Annotated in this window: 13 protein-coding genes; 9 read left to right on the top strand and 4 right to left on the bottom strand. The window is 36.7% G+C overall.

Annotation, left to right across the window (positions count from 1 at the left end; genetic code table 11):
• Positions 1 to 452: 452 nt before the first annotated feature.
• The 8 genes from ACWICE_RS19170 (at position 453) to ACWICE_RS19135 (ending at position 7,233) form a co-directional block, all read left to right on the top strand.
• Positions 453 to 1,784, top strand: a complete 1,332-nt coding sequence (locus ACWICE_RS19170; RefSeq protein ID WP_150452512.1) for a site-specific integrase — start codon at positions 453 to 455, stop codon at positions 1,782 to 1,784.
• 4 nt (positions 1,785 to 1,788) lie between these two features.
• Complete coding sequence (locus ACWICE_RS19165; RefSeq protein ID WP_150452511.1) at positions 1,789 to 2,691, top strand: hypothetical protein; 903 nt, start codon at positions 1,789 to 1,791, stop codon at positions 2,689 to 2,691.
• Positions 2,692 to 2,857: 166 nt separating this feature from the next.
• Positions 2,858 to 3,157, top strand: coding sequence for a helix-turn-helix domain-containing protein (locus tag ACWICE_RS19160; protein WP_150452510.1), 300 nt, complete (start codon positions 2,858 to 2,860; stop codon positions 3,155 to 3,157).
• 83 nt (positions 3,158 to 3,240) lie between these two features.
• Positions 3,241 to 4,203, top strand: a complete 963-nt coding sequence (locus tag ACWICE_RS19155; protein ID WP_223883479.1) for an AAA family ATPase — start codon at positions 3,241 to 3,243, stop codon at positions 4,201 to 4,203.
• Positions 4,204 to 4,275: 72 nt separating this feature from the next.
• A complete protein-coding gene (locus ACWICE_RS19150; RefSeq protein WP_185269624.1) occupies positions 4,276 to 5,229 on the top strand; it encodes a toprim domain-containing protein in 954 nt (317 codons plus the stop codon).
• A 70-nt stretch (positions 5,230 to 5,299) separates the two neighbouring features.
• Positions 5,300 to 5,662 (top strand): plasmid mobilization protein, encoded by a 363-nt coding sequence (locus ACWICE_RS19145; RefSeq protein ID WP_150452508.1) that lies wholly within the window; start codon positions 5,300 to 5,302, stop codon positions 5,660 to 5,662.
• The gene (locus ACWICE_RS19140; protein WP_150452507.1) at positions 5,643 to 6,554 is read left to right on the top strand and encodes a relaxase/mobilization nuclease domain-containing protein; all 912 of its coding nucleotides are present in this window, start codon (positions 5,643 to 5,645) and stop codon (positions 6,552 to 6,554) included. Before ACWICE_RS19145 ends, ACWICE_RS19140 begins: the two co-directional genes overlap by 20 nt.
• Before the next feature lie 4 nt (positions 6,555 to 6,558).
• Positions 6,559 to 7,233 carry a hypothetical protein gene (locus ACWICE_RS19135; protein ID WP_003013290.1) on the top strand — a complete coding sequence of 225 codons (675 nt, stop codon included), beginning with the start codon at positions 6,559 to 6,561 and terminating at the stop codon, positions 7,231 to 7,233.
• Positions 7,234 to 7,371: 138 nt separating this feature from the next.
• Here the strand turns inward: ACWICE_RS19135 and ACWICE_RS19130 are convergent, their stop codons facing one another.
• The 3 genes from ACWICE_RS19130 to ACWICE_RS19120 form a co-directional block, all read right to left on the bottom strand.
• Positions 7,372 to 11,040, bottom strand: a complete 3,669-nt coding sequence (locus ACWICE_RS19130) for a DEAD/DEAH box helicase (RefSeq protein ID WP_277712284.1) — start codon at positions 11,038 to 11,040, stop codon at positions 7,372 to 7,374.
• Between the two features lie 354 nt (positions 11,041 to 11,394).
• Entirely contained in the window at positions 11,395 to 12,249 is an 855-nt protein-coding gene (locus ACWICE_RS19125; protein ID WP_126731997.1) for a hypothetical protein, read from the bottom strand.
• Between the two features lie 350 nt (positions 12,250 to 12,599).
• Positions 12,600 to 13,463 carry an aminoglycoside 6-adenylyltransferase AadS gene (locus ACWICE_RS19120; RefSeq protein ID WP_003013318.1) on the bottom strand — a complete coding sequence of 288 codons (864 nt, stop codon included), beginning with the start codon at positions 13,461 to 13,463 and terminating at the stop codon, positions 12,600 to 12,602.
• 358 nt (positions 13,464 to 13,821) lie between these two features.
• Between ACWICE_RS19120 and catB the strand changes: the two genes are divergently transcribed.
• Positions 13,822 to 14,451, top strand: a complete 630-nt coding sequence (gene catB, locus ACWICE_RS19115) for a type B chloramphenicol O-acetyltransferase (RefSeq protein WP_010256763.1) — start codon at positions 13,822 to 13,824, stop codon at positions 14,449 to 14,451.
• Positions 14,452 to 14,660: 209 nt separating this feature from the next.
• Here the strand turns inward: catB and tet(X) are convergent, their stop codons facing one another.
• A complete protein-coding gene (gene tet(X), locus ACWICE_RS19110) occupies positions 14,661 to 15,827 on the bottom strand; it encodes a tetracycline-inactivating monooxygenase Tet(X) (protein ID WP_005783159.1) in 1,167 nt (388 codons plus the stop codon).
• Between the last annotated feature and the right edge of the window lie 110 nt (positions 15,828 to 15,937).

Raw genomic sequence — 15,937 nt, 5'->3', positions numbered from 1 at the left:
TCTAACCCTGAAGCTCCTTCGGATCGAACCACGGTTCGAATCTGCCACACCCGAACACAAAAAAAGCCCGACCTAAGTCGAGCGTAAACTCCATTATATACTTTAATAGCACAGCAGAAAGGCTCTAAATACTAAATACTCTCTACTAAATACTACGCAAGGGTGGCAGGATTGCTTCAGCCCCACAAGCCCCAAACTCTAACCCTGAAGCTCCTTTGGATCGAACCACGGTTCGAATCTGCCACACCCGAACACAAAAAAAGCCCGACCTAAGTCGAGCTTTTTTGTGTCGGGGTGGCAGGATTCGAACCGTTATCATACCCTATTTTTACTTTCCTTATTTAAACCTGATTATTAGGTATTTACAAATATTATTACCTATCTTTACCTAACCTTACAAAGGTGAAATATGGTAATATTAAGCATTTTTGTCCGAAATATGTCCGAAAAATATGAAAGTAAATTTTTATTTAGACAAGCCCTATAACCCTGATATTGCACCTGAAAAGGTCAAACTGGAACTGGCCAAGGTTGGAGGAAAAAAGAAAAACCTTGCACAGAAGTTCTGGAATCCATCGCTCACTGCGCTGTATCTATTCTTTTCACCGGATAAATCCTGTAGGATAAAATACAGGACAAACTATAAGATTTTACCCAAAAGTTGGGATTTTGAAAAGGAAAGGCTTAAACCAAGTGCCAGCGGAGCGTTGGAATTCAATGTCGAACTGAACAACCTTGCCAACCTCTGCATCCGGGAAGCGATGGGCAAAAAAGACAAAAACCAGTTTCTATCCAAAGAAGATTATAAACAGATCATACAGGGCTGTATCGACAGGGACAATGCGGTAAGCAACGAAATATCCATTTCCCACCTAAAAACACAGTTCCTGTCCTATAAATCCAATTTTGTCAAAGACGGCACACTAAAAGAATACAGGACGGTATTCAAAGGTCTGGAAGACTTTGAAAAACAGAAAGGTATAAATCTTGTCCTTAGGGAACTGGACAGCAAATTTCTCGATCAGTTCGAAGTGTTCCTGAGCAAGAAGAGGAATACGAACGATGAAGAAAAGGAAGGTTTGCTAAATGACACCATACACAAATACATATCCACGTTGAAGGTATTCCTAAAGTGGTGCAACGACAATGATTATCTGGTGCATCCCGACGTTTTCAAAACGCAAAAAACAAACTTTAAGAAGAAAGCCTACAATGAGATCATTGCCCTGTCCGAATCCGAAATAGAAAAACTGATGAACCATGATCTTTCGGACAGACCCAGTCTGGAAAGAGTACGGGATCTGTTCTGTCTATTGTGCTACACAGGGCAAAGATTTGAGGATCTGATCAACTTCGATCCAAAGGATATAAAAAACAATGCTTGGGACTTTATTTCGGTAAAGGTCAAGAAAAGGGTAATCGTACCTTTTGAGGGGTATATAGCCCCTGCAAAAGATATCTTGGAACGTATCGGTTACAGCGTACCCAAGATATCCAACCAGAAGTTCAATGAATACGTAAAAACGGTAGGAAAACTCGCAGGACTGGACGAGACCATCAAGATAACACGGTATTCGGGCAAGCAGAAGCTGGTGATAGAAAAAAGGAAGTACGATTTTCTAACCAGCCATGTCGGCAGAAGATCAATGGTAACGAACCTATTGAGCAGAAACGTACCGATCACGCTTGTACAAAAACTGACGGCACATTCTGACATACGGACTTTAATGAAATACGAATCGGCAAGCACAGATTCGTTAATCGATGCACTCAATAAATTTTAAAACTATGGAAGAAATTTTTTTTAAGTTGAGAAAAGCTTGGAAACTTCGAAAAAACAAATTTGATTTAGGTGGATTTCTGAAAGTAGAGCGTTTCCATACCCCAGGTTATTTAGTGATGTGTATTTTCAGCCTGAAAGAGAACGAATACCTACCCTTTTACCGTTACCACCTACAATACTATTTTGAAAACAACCCTCTTGGCAATGAGCAAACATTTCTTACAAAGGTTATCGAGTACGTTGACCAGGACATTAAATCAAGAGAGACATTGCATTATTACAAAACGATAACCAAAACAAGAATATACAGGCTATCCAAATTTAGAGAAGCCTTAAAACAGGTTGACAAATGGGAAGTAACCTTAACAAATGAGGATCGGATTAAAAAATCCGTTTCTTACGTGCAGGAAATCATGAATTGGCAAAACATAAACGACACAAAGACCGTTCTTTCCAAACTCCTATTTGATGAAGTTGGTTCGGACAAGTTTTTCATTGAGTATAAAAATATCATTGAACAAAGAGATCGTTTACAATCCGAACTGGCCGATAAAATCTCTGAATTGAATGAACAAAAGAAGAAGCACAAAGCAATAGCACCAATGACGAAGGTTCAGATTGTTAGCGGTGATCACAAACCCTTGCTAGATCTTTTGCTTCAAATGAAAGATTTAGAAAACCCTTCGACCAAAAGAAATTATTTACAAGGAAGCCCAGACACATGGGCATCACTACTTTCCAATTACTTTGAATATGGAGACAACAATATTCCTAAGGATAATAATCGAGAAATAAATTGGAATTCTGTCAGAGATTATTTTCTAGGAAAAAGTGGAATATCACTGCTTAAATCACACAACAGAGAAAAGTATTTCCATATCAAGGAATCCAATCGAGATTACACATAAAGTAGCTCCATGATACTTTAAACTAATTTTACTCCCTCAAAACCCCCATGACGTTTAACGATATGGGGATTTTTTATCTCTATACTTCCCAACTTTGCCCATGTTAATTCACTCGAAGAAAGTGGCCACGACTTCGAATCATTAAACGTGTAAACATGAGCAAAGTATGATTCAATTTGACCAAAAAGCCCTTAGGGACTGCATCAAGGATGCTGTAAGGGAAGAACTTCACCTTTTTATTTCAGATGTGAAGCACACATCGGACAACACCGAGAACAGATCTTCCGAAAAACTATTGACCAAAAAGGAAATGGCGGACGAACTTGACATTTCACTCGTCAGCCTGACCGAGTGGATGAAGCAGGGACATATCCCCTACATGCGTATGGGAAAGCGGATCTATTTCAAAAAACAGGAGGTAGTGGCTTCAATGGCCGGCTACAACCGGAACAAAGGAGGTAAATAATGATCTCGTTTAACCAGGACACAGCCACGGCACTAGACAGGGCTATAGTAAAAATAACAGATGAATTTTTAGAACCCCCTATCATGATAACAATCAGCAATTCCGATTCCGTTATCGGTACATTAGGGAATTTCAGCGCATCCACGGGAAAGGCGAAGAGCAGGAAAACATTCAATGTGATTTCATTGGTGGCTGCTGCATTGAGCGGAAAACAGATATTACAATACAAGGTCAAAGTTCCCATAAACCGTCCATTGGTGCTGTACTGCGATACAGAGCAGAGCAAGTTCCATTGCCACAGGTTACTTTCAAGGGTCTACAAGCTCATAAATTACCCGACAACGGAAGTCCATGAAAACCTAAAATTCATATCCTTGAGGGAATACCCCACCAAAGAGCGCATTAGTATCATCGAATATGCCCTGTCCAAATATGCGGGCAGGATAGGTCTAGTGATAATAGACGGGATCAGGGATCTTGTTTACGACATCAATAATGCAACGGAAGCGACTGAAATTACCGGCAAGCTGATGAAATGGTCACAGGAACTTAATATCCATATCCATACCGTACTACACTTAAACAAGGGTGATGACAACACAAGAGGCCATTTGGGGACTGAATTGAACAATAAGGCAGAATCCATCTTACAGGTCACCAAAAGCGATCTGGATGCAAACTACAGCACCGTGGCTCCAAAGTTCATCAGGGATATCGAGTTTGAGCCATTTACCTTTTATATAGATGATGGTTTGCCCGTACTGGACGAGAACTTTGACCTGTCAGGCACTGCATCGAGAAAAGGGTTCGACTATCAGGAGCTTTCCAAAGAGAACCATCGGGAAGTGTTACAGGAAATGTTTAACGATAGTGAAATAACCTGCAGTTATGATGACTTTGTCCGAAGATTAAAGGACGCTTATCTAGCAAAAGGCTTCAATTTCGGCATCAATAAAGCCAAACAGCTGAAGACATTTCTGGAAAACAAACGGATAGTCATCAAGAACGATAAGACCTACCGGTTTAATCCTGAATTCTATTACTAAAAAAACAGGTTTAGTTTAGTCCGACCCTATATAGTAATAGACTAAACTAAACCGACTTAAAAGATTACGATTATGACATGTGATGAACTTAAGCGCATACCGCTCATATCCATATTAAATTACCTGCAGATTCCGTGTGCCAGAATGAACAGCCGTGAAGCATGGCTTAGAAATCCGTTCAATGGAGGGAACGAAAGAACCGCTTCGACAAAGGTGGATATACACAGAAATATCTGGTATTCGCATTCGGATGGTTTGGGAGGTAACAACATTGACTTCCTGATGAAGTTTTTGGACACGGACAACCTATCAACAGTATTGGATTGGGCTGATGAAAGAAAAAATATCCTTTCTTTTCACCAGCAGACCGTATTGGATAAAGTACCGATTGTGCAACAGGAAAATAATCGGACGTACACCATACTATCCGTAAAACCACTTACAAACAAAGCGCTGATCGACTATCTGACCGATGTACGCAAAATAGATATTGAAATTGCCAGCGCATACTGTCAGGAAATCTATTACAGGACGGCAAATGGACAGACGTACTTTGCCGTCTGTTTTAAGAATGATGCAGGTGGATACGAACTGCGCAACAGCTATGACAAACGCTCCCTATTGACAAAGGGGATCACTACGATCGGTAACGGTAGCAAAGATGTTGTTGTGTTTGAGGGCTTCACAGATCTGCTGTCCTTTATGACGTTAAAAAAGAATGCAGGTAAGCCGTATCTAAATACGAACTTCTGTATCCTGAATACGACAGCCAATCTGCAAAAAGCATATCCATTCTTAGAGCGACATAACAGAATAACAAGCTATCTGGACACAGATAGCAGTGGCTTAAAATCTTACCACAGTTTGCGAACCCATTTTGAGAAAACGCATGCCGTAAAAAATGGAATGGAAGAATTGCAGAGGCAAGACAACAGGATCAAGGATGTCAATGACTACCTGATATTCAGATCACACAAAGAACAAATTCATAGCACCCAATCTGGAAGAAAGCTATCGAATAGGTAGGAAGCAAGGTTGTGTTTTGGTGACCCCAAAACCGATTGGCTCCCGATGGTCACAGCTAAAAAGAAACAAGATGAAAAATAACAAGAAAAAAGGCGGAAGACCCGCACTCGAAAATAAAAAACAGTTCAGGATCAATGTCCGTTTCGATGAAAGCGAACATAACAGAGTTTTGCATAATGCAAAAATTGCAGGTATGAGCAAATCGGAATGGGTACGCAAATCTGCGATCCTACGAAAAATTACACCTAGGTTTACCGAAGAACAATTGAAAGCTTTTAGGGCGATTACTGGGGCTTCGAACAATCTAAATCAGCTAACTAAAAAAGCACACCAGTCTGGACTGATTGAGGTGGCACAGGAATGCAAAAATACGATCCATCACATTGACCATTGTATCAATAAACTACTGCACCATGATAGCGAAGATAATTGAGGGCCGATCTTTCGGCGGATGCGTTGGATACGCCCTGAAAAAAGATAGTGAGATTATCCATGTAAATGGATTACGGACGGATTCGGCAAAGACCATCACACAGGACTTTAATTTTCAGCGGATGCTGAATCCAAGATTGGGCAAGGCAGTCGGACACATTATTCTTTCGTGGAATACAGAAGATAAAAACAAGCTGAATAATGACATCATGCTATCCGCAGCTAAGCGTTATTTATCAAAATTAGATATTAGGGATACCCAATGCTTAATGGTGCGCCACCACGACCGCCAACATGATCATATCCATATTATTTTTAATCGGGTAAACGATCATGGCAAAACTATCTCCAATAGCAATCAGCGGTATAAGAGCTTTAAAGCTTGTAAAGAATTAAATGCATTATATGGCTTTAAGCAGTCCGAAGGAAAACGAAATGTCAACAGAGGTAGACTGAAAGGTAATGATCTAACGAAATACCAAATTTACGACACCGTCAAGGCAGGCATACGACACAGTAAAAACTGGAAGGAACTACAAAATTATATCCGTTACAGAGGTGTGGAAATGCAGTTTAAATATAGATTGGGGTCGGATGAGGTTCAAGGTATTTCGTTCATCAAAGATGAACAGACATTTCGGGGTTCTGCCATAGACCGCTCATTGAGCTTCGGACAGATCGACAAGGCTTTAAATAGCATAGATAATTCTATTGAACTAAATCAAATTTCTGGAAGCTATGTTTCGAAGGATCATTCTATAGACAGAAATATCGGAGAAACACTTGGTCACATAACATCAGCTTTATTTTCGAACCCCGAAATTACACCAGAGCAAGATGATCCGTTGATCAAGAAAAGAAAAAAGAAAGAGAATTACGGACTAAAACGTTAATACCATGAACACAGAATTAGAAAATATACAGCAACAGGTAAGCGCATTGCAGGAAAACACAGACTTGATCACGCAGGATATTGTACGAATAATGCCTACAATTGTCTCCCTACTTTCTGAAAATGAAAAGAAAATGCAGGAATTTCATGAAATGCGAGCAAAGGATCAGGAACTACTACAACAGATCAAGCAATTTATTAAAAGAGAAAACGATGTACTATCTAAGATCATTAACGATTATGGGACACTTCAGGATGTAGCTAATGAAATCTCCACAATAACTAGACAGGAATTAGCTGTATTAACAATCAAAGAAAAAGACATTGTTTCAAAGATAGCTGAAATTCCTGATCAGGTCATTGTAAAACATCATTACGGCATTGATCTCAAATCAACACCTCTGATCATTGTTATGATAGCATTATCTACCATTATTTCGCTAGGTCTCGGTGTTCTATACGAGAAGAACAAACAATTAGACGATAGAAAATCGTATGAAATGCGTTACCGAATGATAGAATTGGAGCTACCGCATGTAACATCGCATATCGATTCTACTCATTCTCTTAACCCTAAGAAATTCCATAATTTGGTGATTAAAAGAGAGGAAGAAAATAAACTATTAAACAGTATAGACCAAAAACGTCAGGAGATCAAAAACTTAAACAGTCCTGAATAACGTTTTGCAGCTTGGCGAAGTGGCGGAAATCAAAGCACAAATGTTCAGTTTTGCACAAAAGTTTAATCGAAGAACTGCCGTTGAATTTATCACTAAACCCGCCATTTTGCCAAACTGCTGTTGGGCGATCGTTATTTTTTATTTGTTTATTATTTTCCGATGTTCGGCTTTTAATACGTTGGGTTTTTGCATAAATACTTTGTCAAATAGAATTAATTTTTCTTGAAATTTTATCGTTACTTGGTCTTTATTGTCGCACCACCATTTGTAAAATTCAACAGGTTTTTCAGTGTAAGGAATGCTTGCTTTTACTTGTTTGTCATAACCTTTAAAGTCAATTCGCATATTTAGTCCAAGGCTATCACGAAAATGTTCAAAATGGTTTGCTTTAAGTTTTGAAACCAAAATTTCAAATATTTTTCCGTCAATTTTCAATTTGTGTTTTTGGAAGACTGTATGAAAGGAAACAGGATCCTCAACTAACCATTCCGAAATTTTCATCGTTCTTATTCCTTGTTCGTTTTCAATTGTCAATAAATTTGTGCTATTGTAAAACGATTCTGAATTTGGATGAAAAATGTGAATGTTGTTCTTTTCATCTAATTCTGTTGCTTCAGCTTTAATAGGTATAGAATTATTGTCTAAAAATTCTATGATATTTAGATTGTTTGCTTCGCCACCTTTATGTTTATCTAATAAAATATCAACATCTGATCCAAGGAAAAAATCCTCTACAAAATCCCAACGTTCATCGTTAGAAAAACTGCGTAAAAAGAAATGATCAAAAATTTGATTACTCAAATGATGTCTTTCTAAAGTTTTTGATAATAGAGTATTATTGTAACTATTATTGTTAGAATCTCTTTCAATTCTCAATGGATCATTTATACGAATGAAAACCATTGGATTTTCTCCACCTTTAATTTCAAAAGTTCCGAGTTCGAGCATTTCTAAAAAGTATCCAAGTCTTACATAATTAATAGAATTAGATTCTTTATTTGTTACATACCGATTTACAATGTATTCGTCAGTATTCCCGAACAAGTTATTTAGTCTATTTGTAAGTGCTGTAAAACTTGCTAAATATTGATTGTTGAAAATTCTGTATTTATAACCATCAATTTCTCTGCGTTGTTGTAAAAAAGCATTTGCTTCTATCACACCTGGTTGAATTAGTCTGCCTGAATAAGACGAAAGTATGAACTTGCTTATTTTTTCCGCTTTCACTTCGTCATTTAAAAATTTATTTAGTTCGGTTTCCAATTCTTTTTGATTGAAAAACGAACCTTCAAAATTTGCAAATATGGTTTGAATGTTTGCAAATAATGATTGTAGACTTTGATACAAATTGTTGAATGTATCTAATCTTTCAAATGACATTTTTAGTTGTGGAATTACTTCAATTCCATCGTTTCTGAATAAATAACCTGTATAAAAATCTCGTTTTACTATTGGAAAACTTTTATCATTAAAGTTTTGATACCATAATTTGTCTAAATCAATTTCTATAATGTTATTTCCATTTTCTAATGAACTTATATGTGCAAAAGTTTCAGCGTATTTAGCCCTATAAATTGATAAATGTTGATCGGAAATCCTTGCAAAAACTCGAACAAATAATTTTTTAGGTCTTGCAATAATTACATTGAATCGGGTTTTTGCCAAATAATCTTTTTCGATCATCATCAAAGCCGTTAAAACTTTTTGGTCAAGATCAAGAGCATTTTCAAAAATATGCCCAAAGTCATCTACAGATAAAAGCAAGTTTCTGCTTTTGTTGTTTTTAATGTATGCTTTGTGAATTTTTTTTAGAACTTCTTTGATTTGGTATTGTCTTAAAGCAGACATTCCGTGAAGTGCTTTTGTAAATCTTTGATCTTGAGAAGAATAATTTAAAGCTGCAAATCCTTTAATTTCTGGTTTTCTTGCAACTCTACCAATTTCTTGAACATAATCAGGTAATAAACCCGAAGGTGCGTGATGATAAACCAACTCGATGTCGGAAATATCTACACCCATACCAAATGCTTTGGTAGAGATCATTATTTTTTTCTGACCACTTTTGAATTGTCTAAATGAAAATTCCTTTTGTTCAGCAGGCATCGCACCATAATATCCTGTTGCAATTTCAAGATTGTCATTGTTAAGTTTGTCGATTATTTGACGAATATGCTTTGTATAAGGTGTATAAACTAAAGTTTTTAAACCAACTTCATTTATTTTTTTGATAAAATCAACCGTTTGAGCAAGTTTATTACTTTCATAATTTGCAGAAAAACGATCGTGGTTATTTACAGCAAATGTTATATCACTCCTTTTAACTTGTCCAATAAAAACGTGTGGATTGTGCATTACTAAACTATCAATACTATCAAAAACCATATCGTTCGCACCGCCATAAATCGCTGTTGCAGTAACTGCAACCATTGGAAAACTTAGATTGTGATATTTCCTTACTTTTCTAACGTGATTGCCTAAGAACCAATAATCCACACGAAAATCTCTTCCCCAAGTTGTAATTAAGTGAGCTTCGTCAATTACAAGTAAGCCAAGTTTTCTTTCGCCAATAAAATGTTTAATGTCGTAAGACATAAAAAGTTCAGGCGACATATACAAAATGTCGATTTCTCCACTTTGGCAATTTTCTATTACTCTTTCACGATCTATCAAACTTAATTCACTATTCAAATAGGCAACTTTATCAAAATTACGATCTGTAATAATTGCATTTACTTGGTCTTTCATTAATGCAATTAATGGCGAAATAACAATAGTAATGTCGCCACTTTGAGAAACGTAAAATGCAGGTAATTGAAAAAGAAGAGATTTACCTGCACCGGTAGGTGCAGTTAAAAACAAATCTCTTGTTTTTTCATTTCTTTTTGAATTTTCGTATTCTTTAATAATTGTTTCAACAATTAAGCCTTGTGAAATTTCAGAAACTTGATTCCCAATGTCAGGATTGCGATAAACTTTTAATCCTCGAAATTCTGCTTTTTCTCCCCAATATTTTAGAAGCAAATCTTTTGTTGACTGATTAACTTGATAGTCTTCTTTTATTATTTCTTCTTTTAGAAGATTTAATGAACCTCCAAATAGATTTAATACATAATTTACCTTTTCAACATTTTTTATTATTGAGCTATTAATTGGCTGTTTAGGATAAATCTTTACAATTGCATTTTTTTGCAGATTGTTCTCTAAAATACAGGAATTTAAGAAGAAATCTAATGCAGTTTGATCCGAACTAATATCAATATTGTCGAAATCTGAATTGTCGGATTCAATAAGTTTAGTCGTTTCTTCAAAAAGATTTATAGTTGTAAAGTCATCGTTTAATGTCTTTACTGAATAAAAGAAGTAATCTTTTATTTGTATTTGTTCAGCTTGATAAATTGGTATTTTTTCTGGTCGTGTTTCGATATTTTCATCACTGCTTTCCTCCAAATATTCATTCCTATTTATTGGAAAGAGTTGTCTTAAATTATCTTGAATTATTATTACTCTGTCTTTAAAGAATGAACTGTCAATATAGTGGATTAGGTAACTAAATTGAGCAAAGGAAAGTAAATGAAATTGTTTTTCAGAATTCAATTTTGTAAAAACGTTTGTAAACCAATTTTTGTCAAAAAGATCTTCATTTCCATTCAAGTGAAAAGTCTCCACGTCTGTTATGTTGTCTAAAAGAGTTGTTTTATTAATTAACTCCGATTGTCCAAGAAGCACAAATATTTGATTTGTCTTTCCTGCACTTTGTTTAGTCAAGATTTCAATTGTTTTGTTAGAGTAGAATTCTGAAAATGTCATATTGTGTCTTTATTTGCGGTCTGTTTGGTATAATGTCGCCCAATGGCTCGGCGAATTGGCGAAGTAGCGAAGCTGTATCGAAGATACAAAAGCGGAGCTATTTAGCCAAGTCGCTTGTTGTAAGCAGTCCGCGAAGCGGCGGCTTACGGCAAGCGACGTAAGTCGCCGAGCCATTGTTAGCAAGGAGCGCAGCGGATTGCTAACAACGAGCCGCGTATTGGCGATGGGCGGGATTTTTAGCACCAAAGTTGATACGAAGCACAAATGTTGAATTTAGCACTTCCGTTGATACGAAGCCGTTCGCCCGCCTATTGCCAATACGATGTTGGTGGCTGGCAAATTTTGTTGTCAAGTTTAGTCAAAATAATGAACTTTTTTTAATGCTTGTTTAAACTCGTCTTGAAATTTCCGTTGTCCGCCTTGTCCTGGAAATGTAATTCTTTGGTCAATTACGTTTTTGAATTTTTGCTTTAAGTAATAAAAAGCAATGTCGTAAACATTTGCCTTGATTAAAATAATTTGAGTGTTGTCGTCCGCAACAGAATTTATTTTGTCAACCAAACTCGGAAGTTGTGATTGCAAGTCCGTGTCAAGAAGCGAAAGTGGTAATTCAGACAAGTCAAGCAAGTAAAAACTGTCTTGTTGAAGTGTCTGCAAAATTGTGTTTTTTATTTCACTACTTCGTCCACTTAAAAGAAATTGTTCTTTAAGTTTTGGATAAAGTGCTTCTGCTACACCCAAAAATAAATAGTCGTGTTGGCGAACATCGTCGTAGTAGAAAAAACGTTCCAAACTGTCTGGCGGTGCTTCTGCAACAAGCAAATACTTTACTGTTTCGGGTTTGTATTTTTGACGTGCTTTTTCAAGTTGTTTTTTTAGTTGCGAAATATCGGTTGTCGTTTCTGTTGCTTTTGTCGGCTTAACAGTTGCTACTTTTTTTGTCTGTTGATTAGTGGACGAATAATTTGAAATAGCATTTTTTCCTTTGCTTGAATGTGGAATTGTCCAACTTGAACCTTTACCACCTGCTTGAAAAGCGTGTGGTAGTTGTCCTTTACGCAACAAGTCCCGAAGCGGTTTGCCTGGTCTGTCTTTGCTGTCTTTCAAAATTCCTGCTTTCGCAAGCAAATCATTAGCTTCAACAGGGTCAATGTCTGCTCTGCCTGATTTTGTCAAGTAGCCGTCTATGAATTTTGTAATTGCACTCATCTTTTGTCAGTTTTTCTGTCGGTGAAACGGTCGCCCATTGCTTGCCACCAACAATGGCTCGGCGAATTGGCGAAGTAGCGAAGCTGTATCGAAGATACAAAAGCGGAGCTATTTAGCCAAGTCGCTTGTTGTAAGCAGTCCGCGAAGCGGCGGCTTACGGCAAGCGACGTAAGTCGCCGAGCCATTGTTAGCAAGGAGCGCAGCGGATTGCTAACAACGTGCCGCGTATTGGCGATGGGCGGGATTTTTAGCACTGAACTTTAATCGAAGAACAGAAGTTGAATTTTGCACTTCCGTTGATACGAAGCCGTTCAGCCCGCCTATTGCCAATACGATGTTGTACGACGTAGTTATGTTTTGGGTTTTAGTCCAGCTAAATATTTTCGTATGTCATTTTCTAATTTATCCGGGTATTTGTACTCTAATTTTTTTGACAATTCAGTTCCTATTTCTGAAACTAAATCAGTCATTGAAAATAGAGCAGTCCAATTTTCCTTTATATCGCTCCCTGAAAATGTTTGTTCTGTTTTAGCCCACATTTCCTGGTTAAGATACTTTTTGAAAAGTCGTCCATATTTATTGGTCGTTATGTTCCAATTGTGTTCACTTGCAATGTGCCATTCAATTAAAGGAATTAAATATTCTGTGCGAATAACGGTTTCCGACATAAATTTCGCATAGAATATTTCATCTCTCACAAGACACTTTGCCACGTAAGTTGTGTCCCACCAAAAATCGTTTATTAGATTTTGAAACTCTTTTTCAGACGGTTTTTTGATAATGGAAATTTGATAAGTTGGTTTCAGCATTTGCTTTGTAATACCATCTTTATCAATTAAAATTTTATAACCAATATCCCAATCTTCTGGTAATTCTTTCTCTTGCGTTTCCTTTATAAATTTTGATTTGCTGTAAAGTTTAAAATCTACTTTCACACCGTCTTCATAAAGTAGCATTTTCATTGCGTGTTTATGGTTAAAACAACTTTCGTCTTCTTCAATCATAGCAATTGGATTTCCGAATTTAAGCGTCCAGCTTTTGTCTGAAATGTAATTTGTATTATCCTCAAAAACAAATTCAATGTCTAAATCACTAAATTCGTCAACAAGTGCTAAAGGATTTACAAGTGAACTTGTCAGAAGAAGAACTCTTACATCTTCGTTTTTCTCCGACCATTCTATAATTGTTCTTAACTTTTCTTCTCTGACTTTCATTTTGTTTGGTTCGGTTTTACTATGTCGTACAACGGGAAACGCATTGGCGAAGTGGCGGATAAATTGAACCGAAAGTTCAATTTAGCAGTGACGTAGCCGATGTGTTTCCACAGAAGCTAAATTATTAAAAAAAAGCTGAATGTGGGACACATTCGGCGGAATAAAAAGCACAAAAGTTGAATTTTGAACTTAACCCGCCATTTTGCCAATGCGATGTTATGTGTAGTTTTTTAGTATCTTTGTCAGATGAAATTATCAGATTAGCAAATTTACTTTACGCAACGTATAGGAAGAGAATAGTTTAGTATTATTCTTCGTTTCCTTATTGTCTCTTATTGTAAATTAAATATGTTAAATAATGAAAAATTACTTCGAAAGTCCTTTTAAAGGAAAAATAATCAAAGACCACATAACTAATCCCAATATAATTTCGGGTAAATATTCTTATTATTCTGGTTATTATCACGGTCATTCATTTGACGATTGTGCTCGTTATCTGTTTCCGGACAGGAATGATGTCGATAAACTAATTATCGGTTCTTATTGTTCAATAGGGAGCGGTGCAAGTTTCATAATGGCAGGTAATCAAGGTCATAAATATGATTGGATTTCCAGTTTTCCATTTTTTTATATGTCTGAATTTGATGTTTTCAGTAAAAGCCAAGATGGATTTCAAAAAGCAGGAGATACAGTTGTTGGGAATGATGTTTGGATTGGTAGTGAAGCTATGATAATGCCAGGAGTTCAGATAGGAGATGGAGCTGTTATTGGCAGTCGTGCTTTGGTTACAAAAGATGTTGAACCTTATTCAATTGTAGGGGGAAATCCAGCCAAATTGATAAAAAAGAGATTTAGTGATGATGACATCCAAAAATTGCAGGAAATGAAATGGTGGGAATGGGATGAAGAAACCCTTTTTGAAGCAATGCCAATTCTTTGTTCAAATAAAATCGATTTGTTGTACAAGTTTTTTAGAAAAATGAAATGATAAAAAGAAGGTTCCGAAATTCGGAGCCTTTTTGTTTTAACTGCGTTTGCGGCTAAAATTACACATAACTCGGCGAATTGGCGATGGAGCCGACTTTTAGCACAAATGTTGAATAGAATTACTAATCTTCAACATTGCACAAAAGTTCAATAGAAGTACTTCACCGGCTCTATTGCCAATTTGTTTGTTATGTGCCGTTTTATTCCATTTTATACATTTAACAATTGCTGAAACGTAAAGTCGGGTTTAAACATTTCAATTTCGTTTTGAGTTGATTCTTCTTGTGCTTCTTTGCCATAGATAAACATTTGCTGTTCATAATTTTTAACAGCCTCTTCAATGCTATTAAATTTTCCATCGGCTAGATTATCAGACAATATCAAGGCATCCACCAACCCACTATTTACTCCCTGCCCTGCAAAAGGCGGCATCAAATGTGCGGCATCCCCAATCATTGTTATGGGTAATGGGCGCTTGCTTTTCCAAGGCTTTTCTAAAGGAAATATCCGTGTAGCCAATCCTACAAATGACAACGTCGTATGAATCAATTCTTTGTAGCGTTCGTCCCAATCGGAAAATTCTTTCAGAAGAAAATCAACGACACTATTTCTGTTTTGAAAATCTACCTGCGTTTGGTTTTTCCATTCATCAGGTGTTTTAAAACTTATTCCAAAATGCAATGCACCATTATTATTGGGGTTAGCAAATAATAAATTACCTTGGTGAGATGCCATTAGCCGGTTTCCATTGCATAGCTGAAAAAATCCAGGACAGTTTATCTCTGGTTGATGAATATCGGCTTGTATATTGAAAGTACCTGTTTCTTCAACTTCCGTGTCGGTAACAAATTTTCTTACCTTGGACATCCCGCCATTGGCAAGAATAACCAAATCTGCTGTTTCACTCGGTTTATTCTCAAAAGTTAGTGTCCACTTCTTCTTACCAGGTTCAAGCATAACAAGTTTTCTATCCCAAATAACCGTGTCGTTTTCTAAACTATTCAACAAGATAGCCCTTAAGTCATTTCTGTTTATTTCAGGATTGTCAAATCGATTTTCGGGCTTTACATTTTTTGTGGATAAAATATTGCCTTTTTTATCAGCAATATTTACACCCATTGGTAAGGCTAAGTCATAATAAGTTTGTAACAATCCCGCTTTTTTCATTGCTTCCTGACCTGAACCTTTGTGTAGGTCAAGGGTTCCACCAAAAATTCTTGCCTCTCGGTCGTTGTCTCTTTCGTAAACTGAAACGTCTATGCCGTTTTGCTGTAATAATTTTGCCATAGTCAGTCCAACGGGTCCACCACCAATTATTGCAACGTTCTTATCACTAAGTAAATTCATTTGTTTGTCTGTATCTATTCGCATTGTCATTCAAAAATGGCCCATAACGGGAAACGCATTGGCGAAGTGGCGGATAAATTGAACCGAAAGTTCAATTTAGCAGTGACGTAGCCGATGTGTTTCCACAGAAGCTAAATTAT

Source organism: Sphingobacterium sp. NPDC055346 (assembly GCF_053645235.1).
The sequence above is the reverse complement of the archived record's forward strand: the minus strand, read 5'-3'. Positions and strand labels throughout refer to the sequence as shown.

Bases quoted from the DNA above. Each gene is read 5' to 3' on its own strand.
- ACWICE_RS19135 (WP_003013290.1), top strand. From the start codon at position 6,559: ATGAACACAGAATTAGAAAATATACAGCAACAGGTAAGCGCATTGCAG.
- ACWICE_RS19150 (WP_185269624.1), top strand. From the start codon at position 4,276: ATGACATGTGATGAACTTAAGCGCATACCGCTCATATCCATATTAAAT.
- ACWICE_RS19120 (WP_003013318.1), bottom strand. From the start codon at position 13,463: ATGAAAGTCAGAGAAGAAAAGTTAAGAACAATTATAGAATGGTCGGAG.
- ACWICE_RS19125 (WP_126731997.1), bottom strand. From the start codon at position 12,249: ATGAGTGCAATTACAAAATTCATAGACGGCTACTTGACAAAATCAGGC.
- ACWICE_RS19130 (WP_277712284.1), bottom strand. From the start codon at position 11,040: ATGACATTTTCAGAATTCTACTCTAACAAAACAATTGAAATCTTGACT.
- ACWICE_RS19155 (WP_223883479.1), top strand. From the start codon at position 3,241: ATGATAACAATCAGCAATTCCGATTCCGTTATCGGTACATTAGGGAAT.
- catB (WP_010256763.1), top strand. From the start codon at position 13,822: ATGAAAAATTACTTCGAAAGTCCTTTTAAAGGAAAAATAATCAAAGAC.
- ACWICE_RS19165 (WP_150452511.1), top strand. From the start codon at position 1,789: ATGGAAGAAATTTTTTTTAAGTTGAGAAAAGCTTGGAAACTTCGAAAA.
- ACWICE_RS19140 (WP_150452507.1), top strand. From the start codon at position 5,643: ATGATAGCGAAGATAATTGAGGGCCGATCTTTCGGCGGATGCGTTGGA.
- ACWICE_RS19170 (WP_150452512.1), top strand. From the start codon at position 453: ATGAAAGTAAATTTTTATTTAGACAAGCCCTATAACCCTGATATTGCA.
- ACWICE_RS19160 (WP_150452510.1), top strand. From the start codon at position 2,858: ATGATTCAATTTGACCAAAAAGCCCTTAGGGACTGCATCAAGGATGCT.
- ACWICE_RS19145 (WP_150452508.1), top strand. From the start codon at position 5,300: ATGAAAAATAACAAGAAAAAAGGCGGAAGACCCGCACTCGAAAATAAA.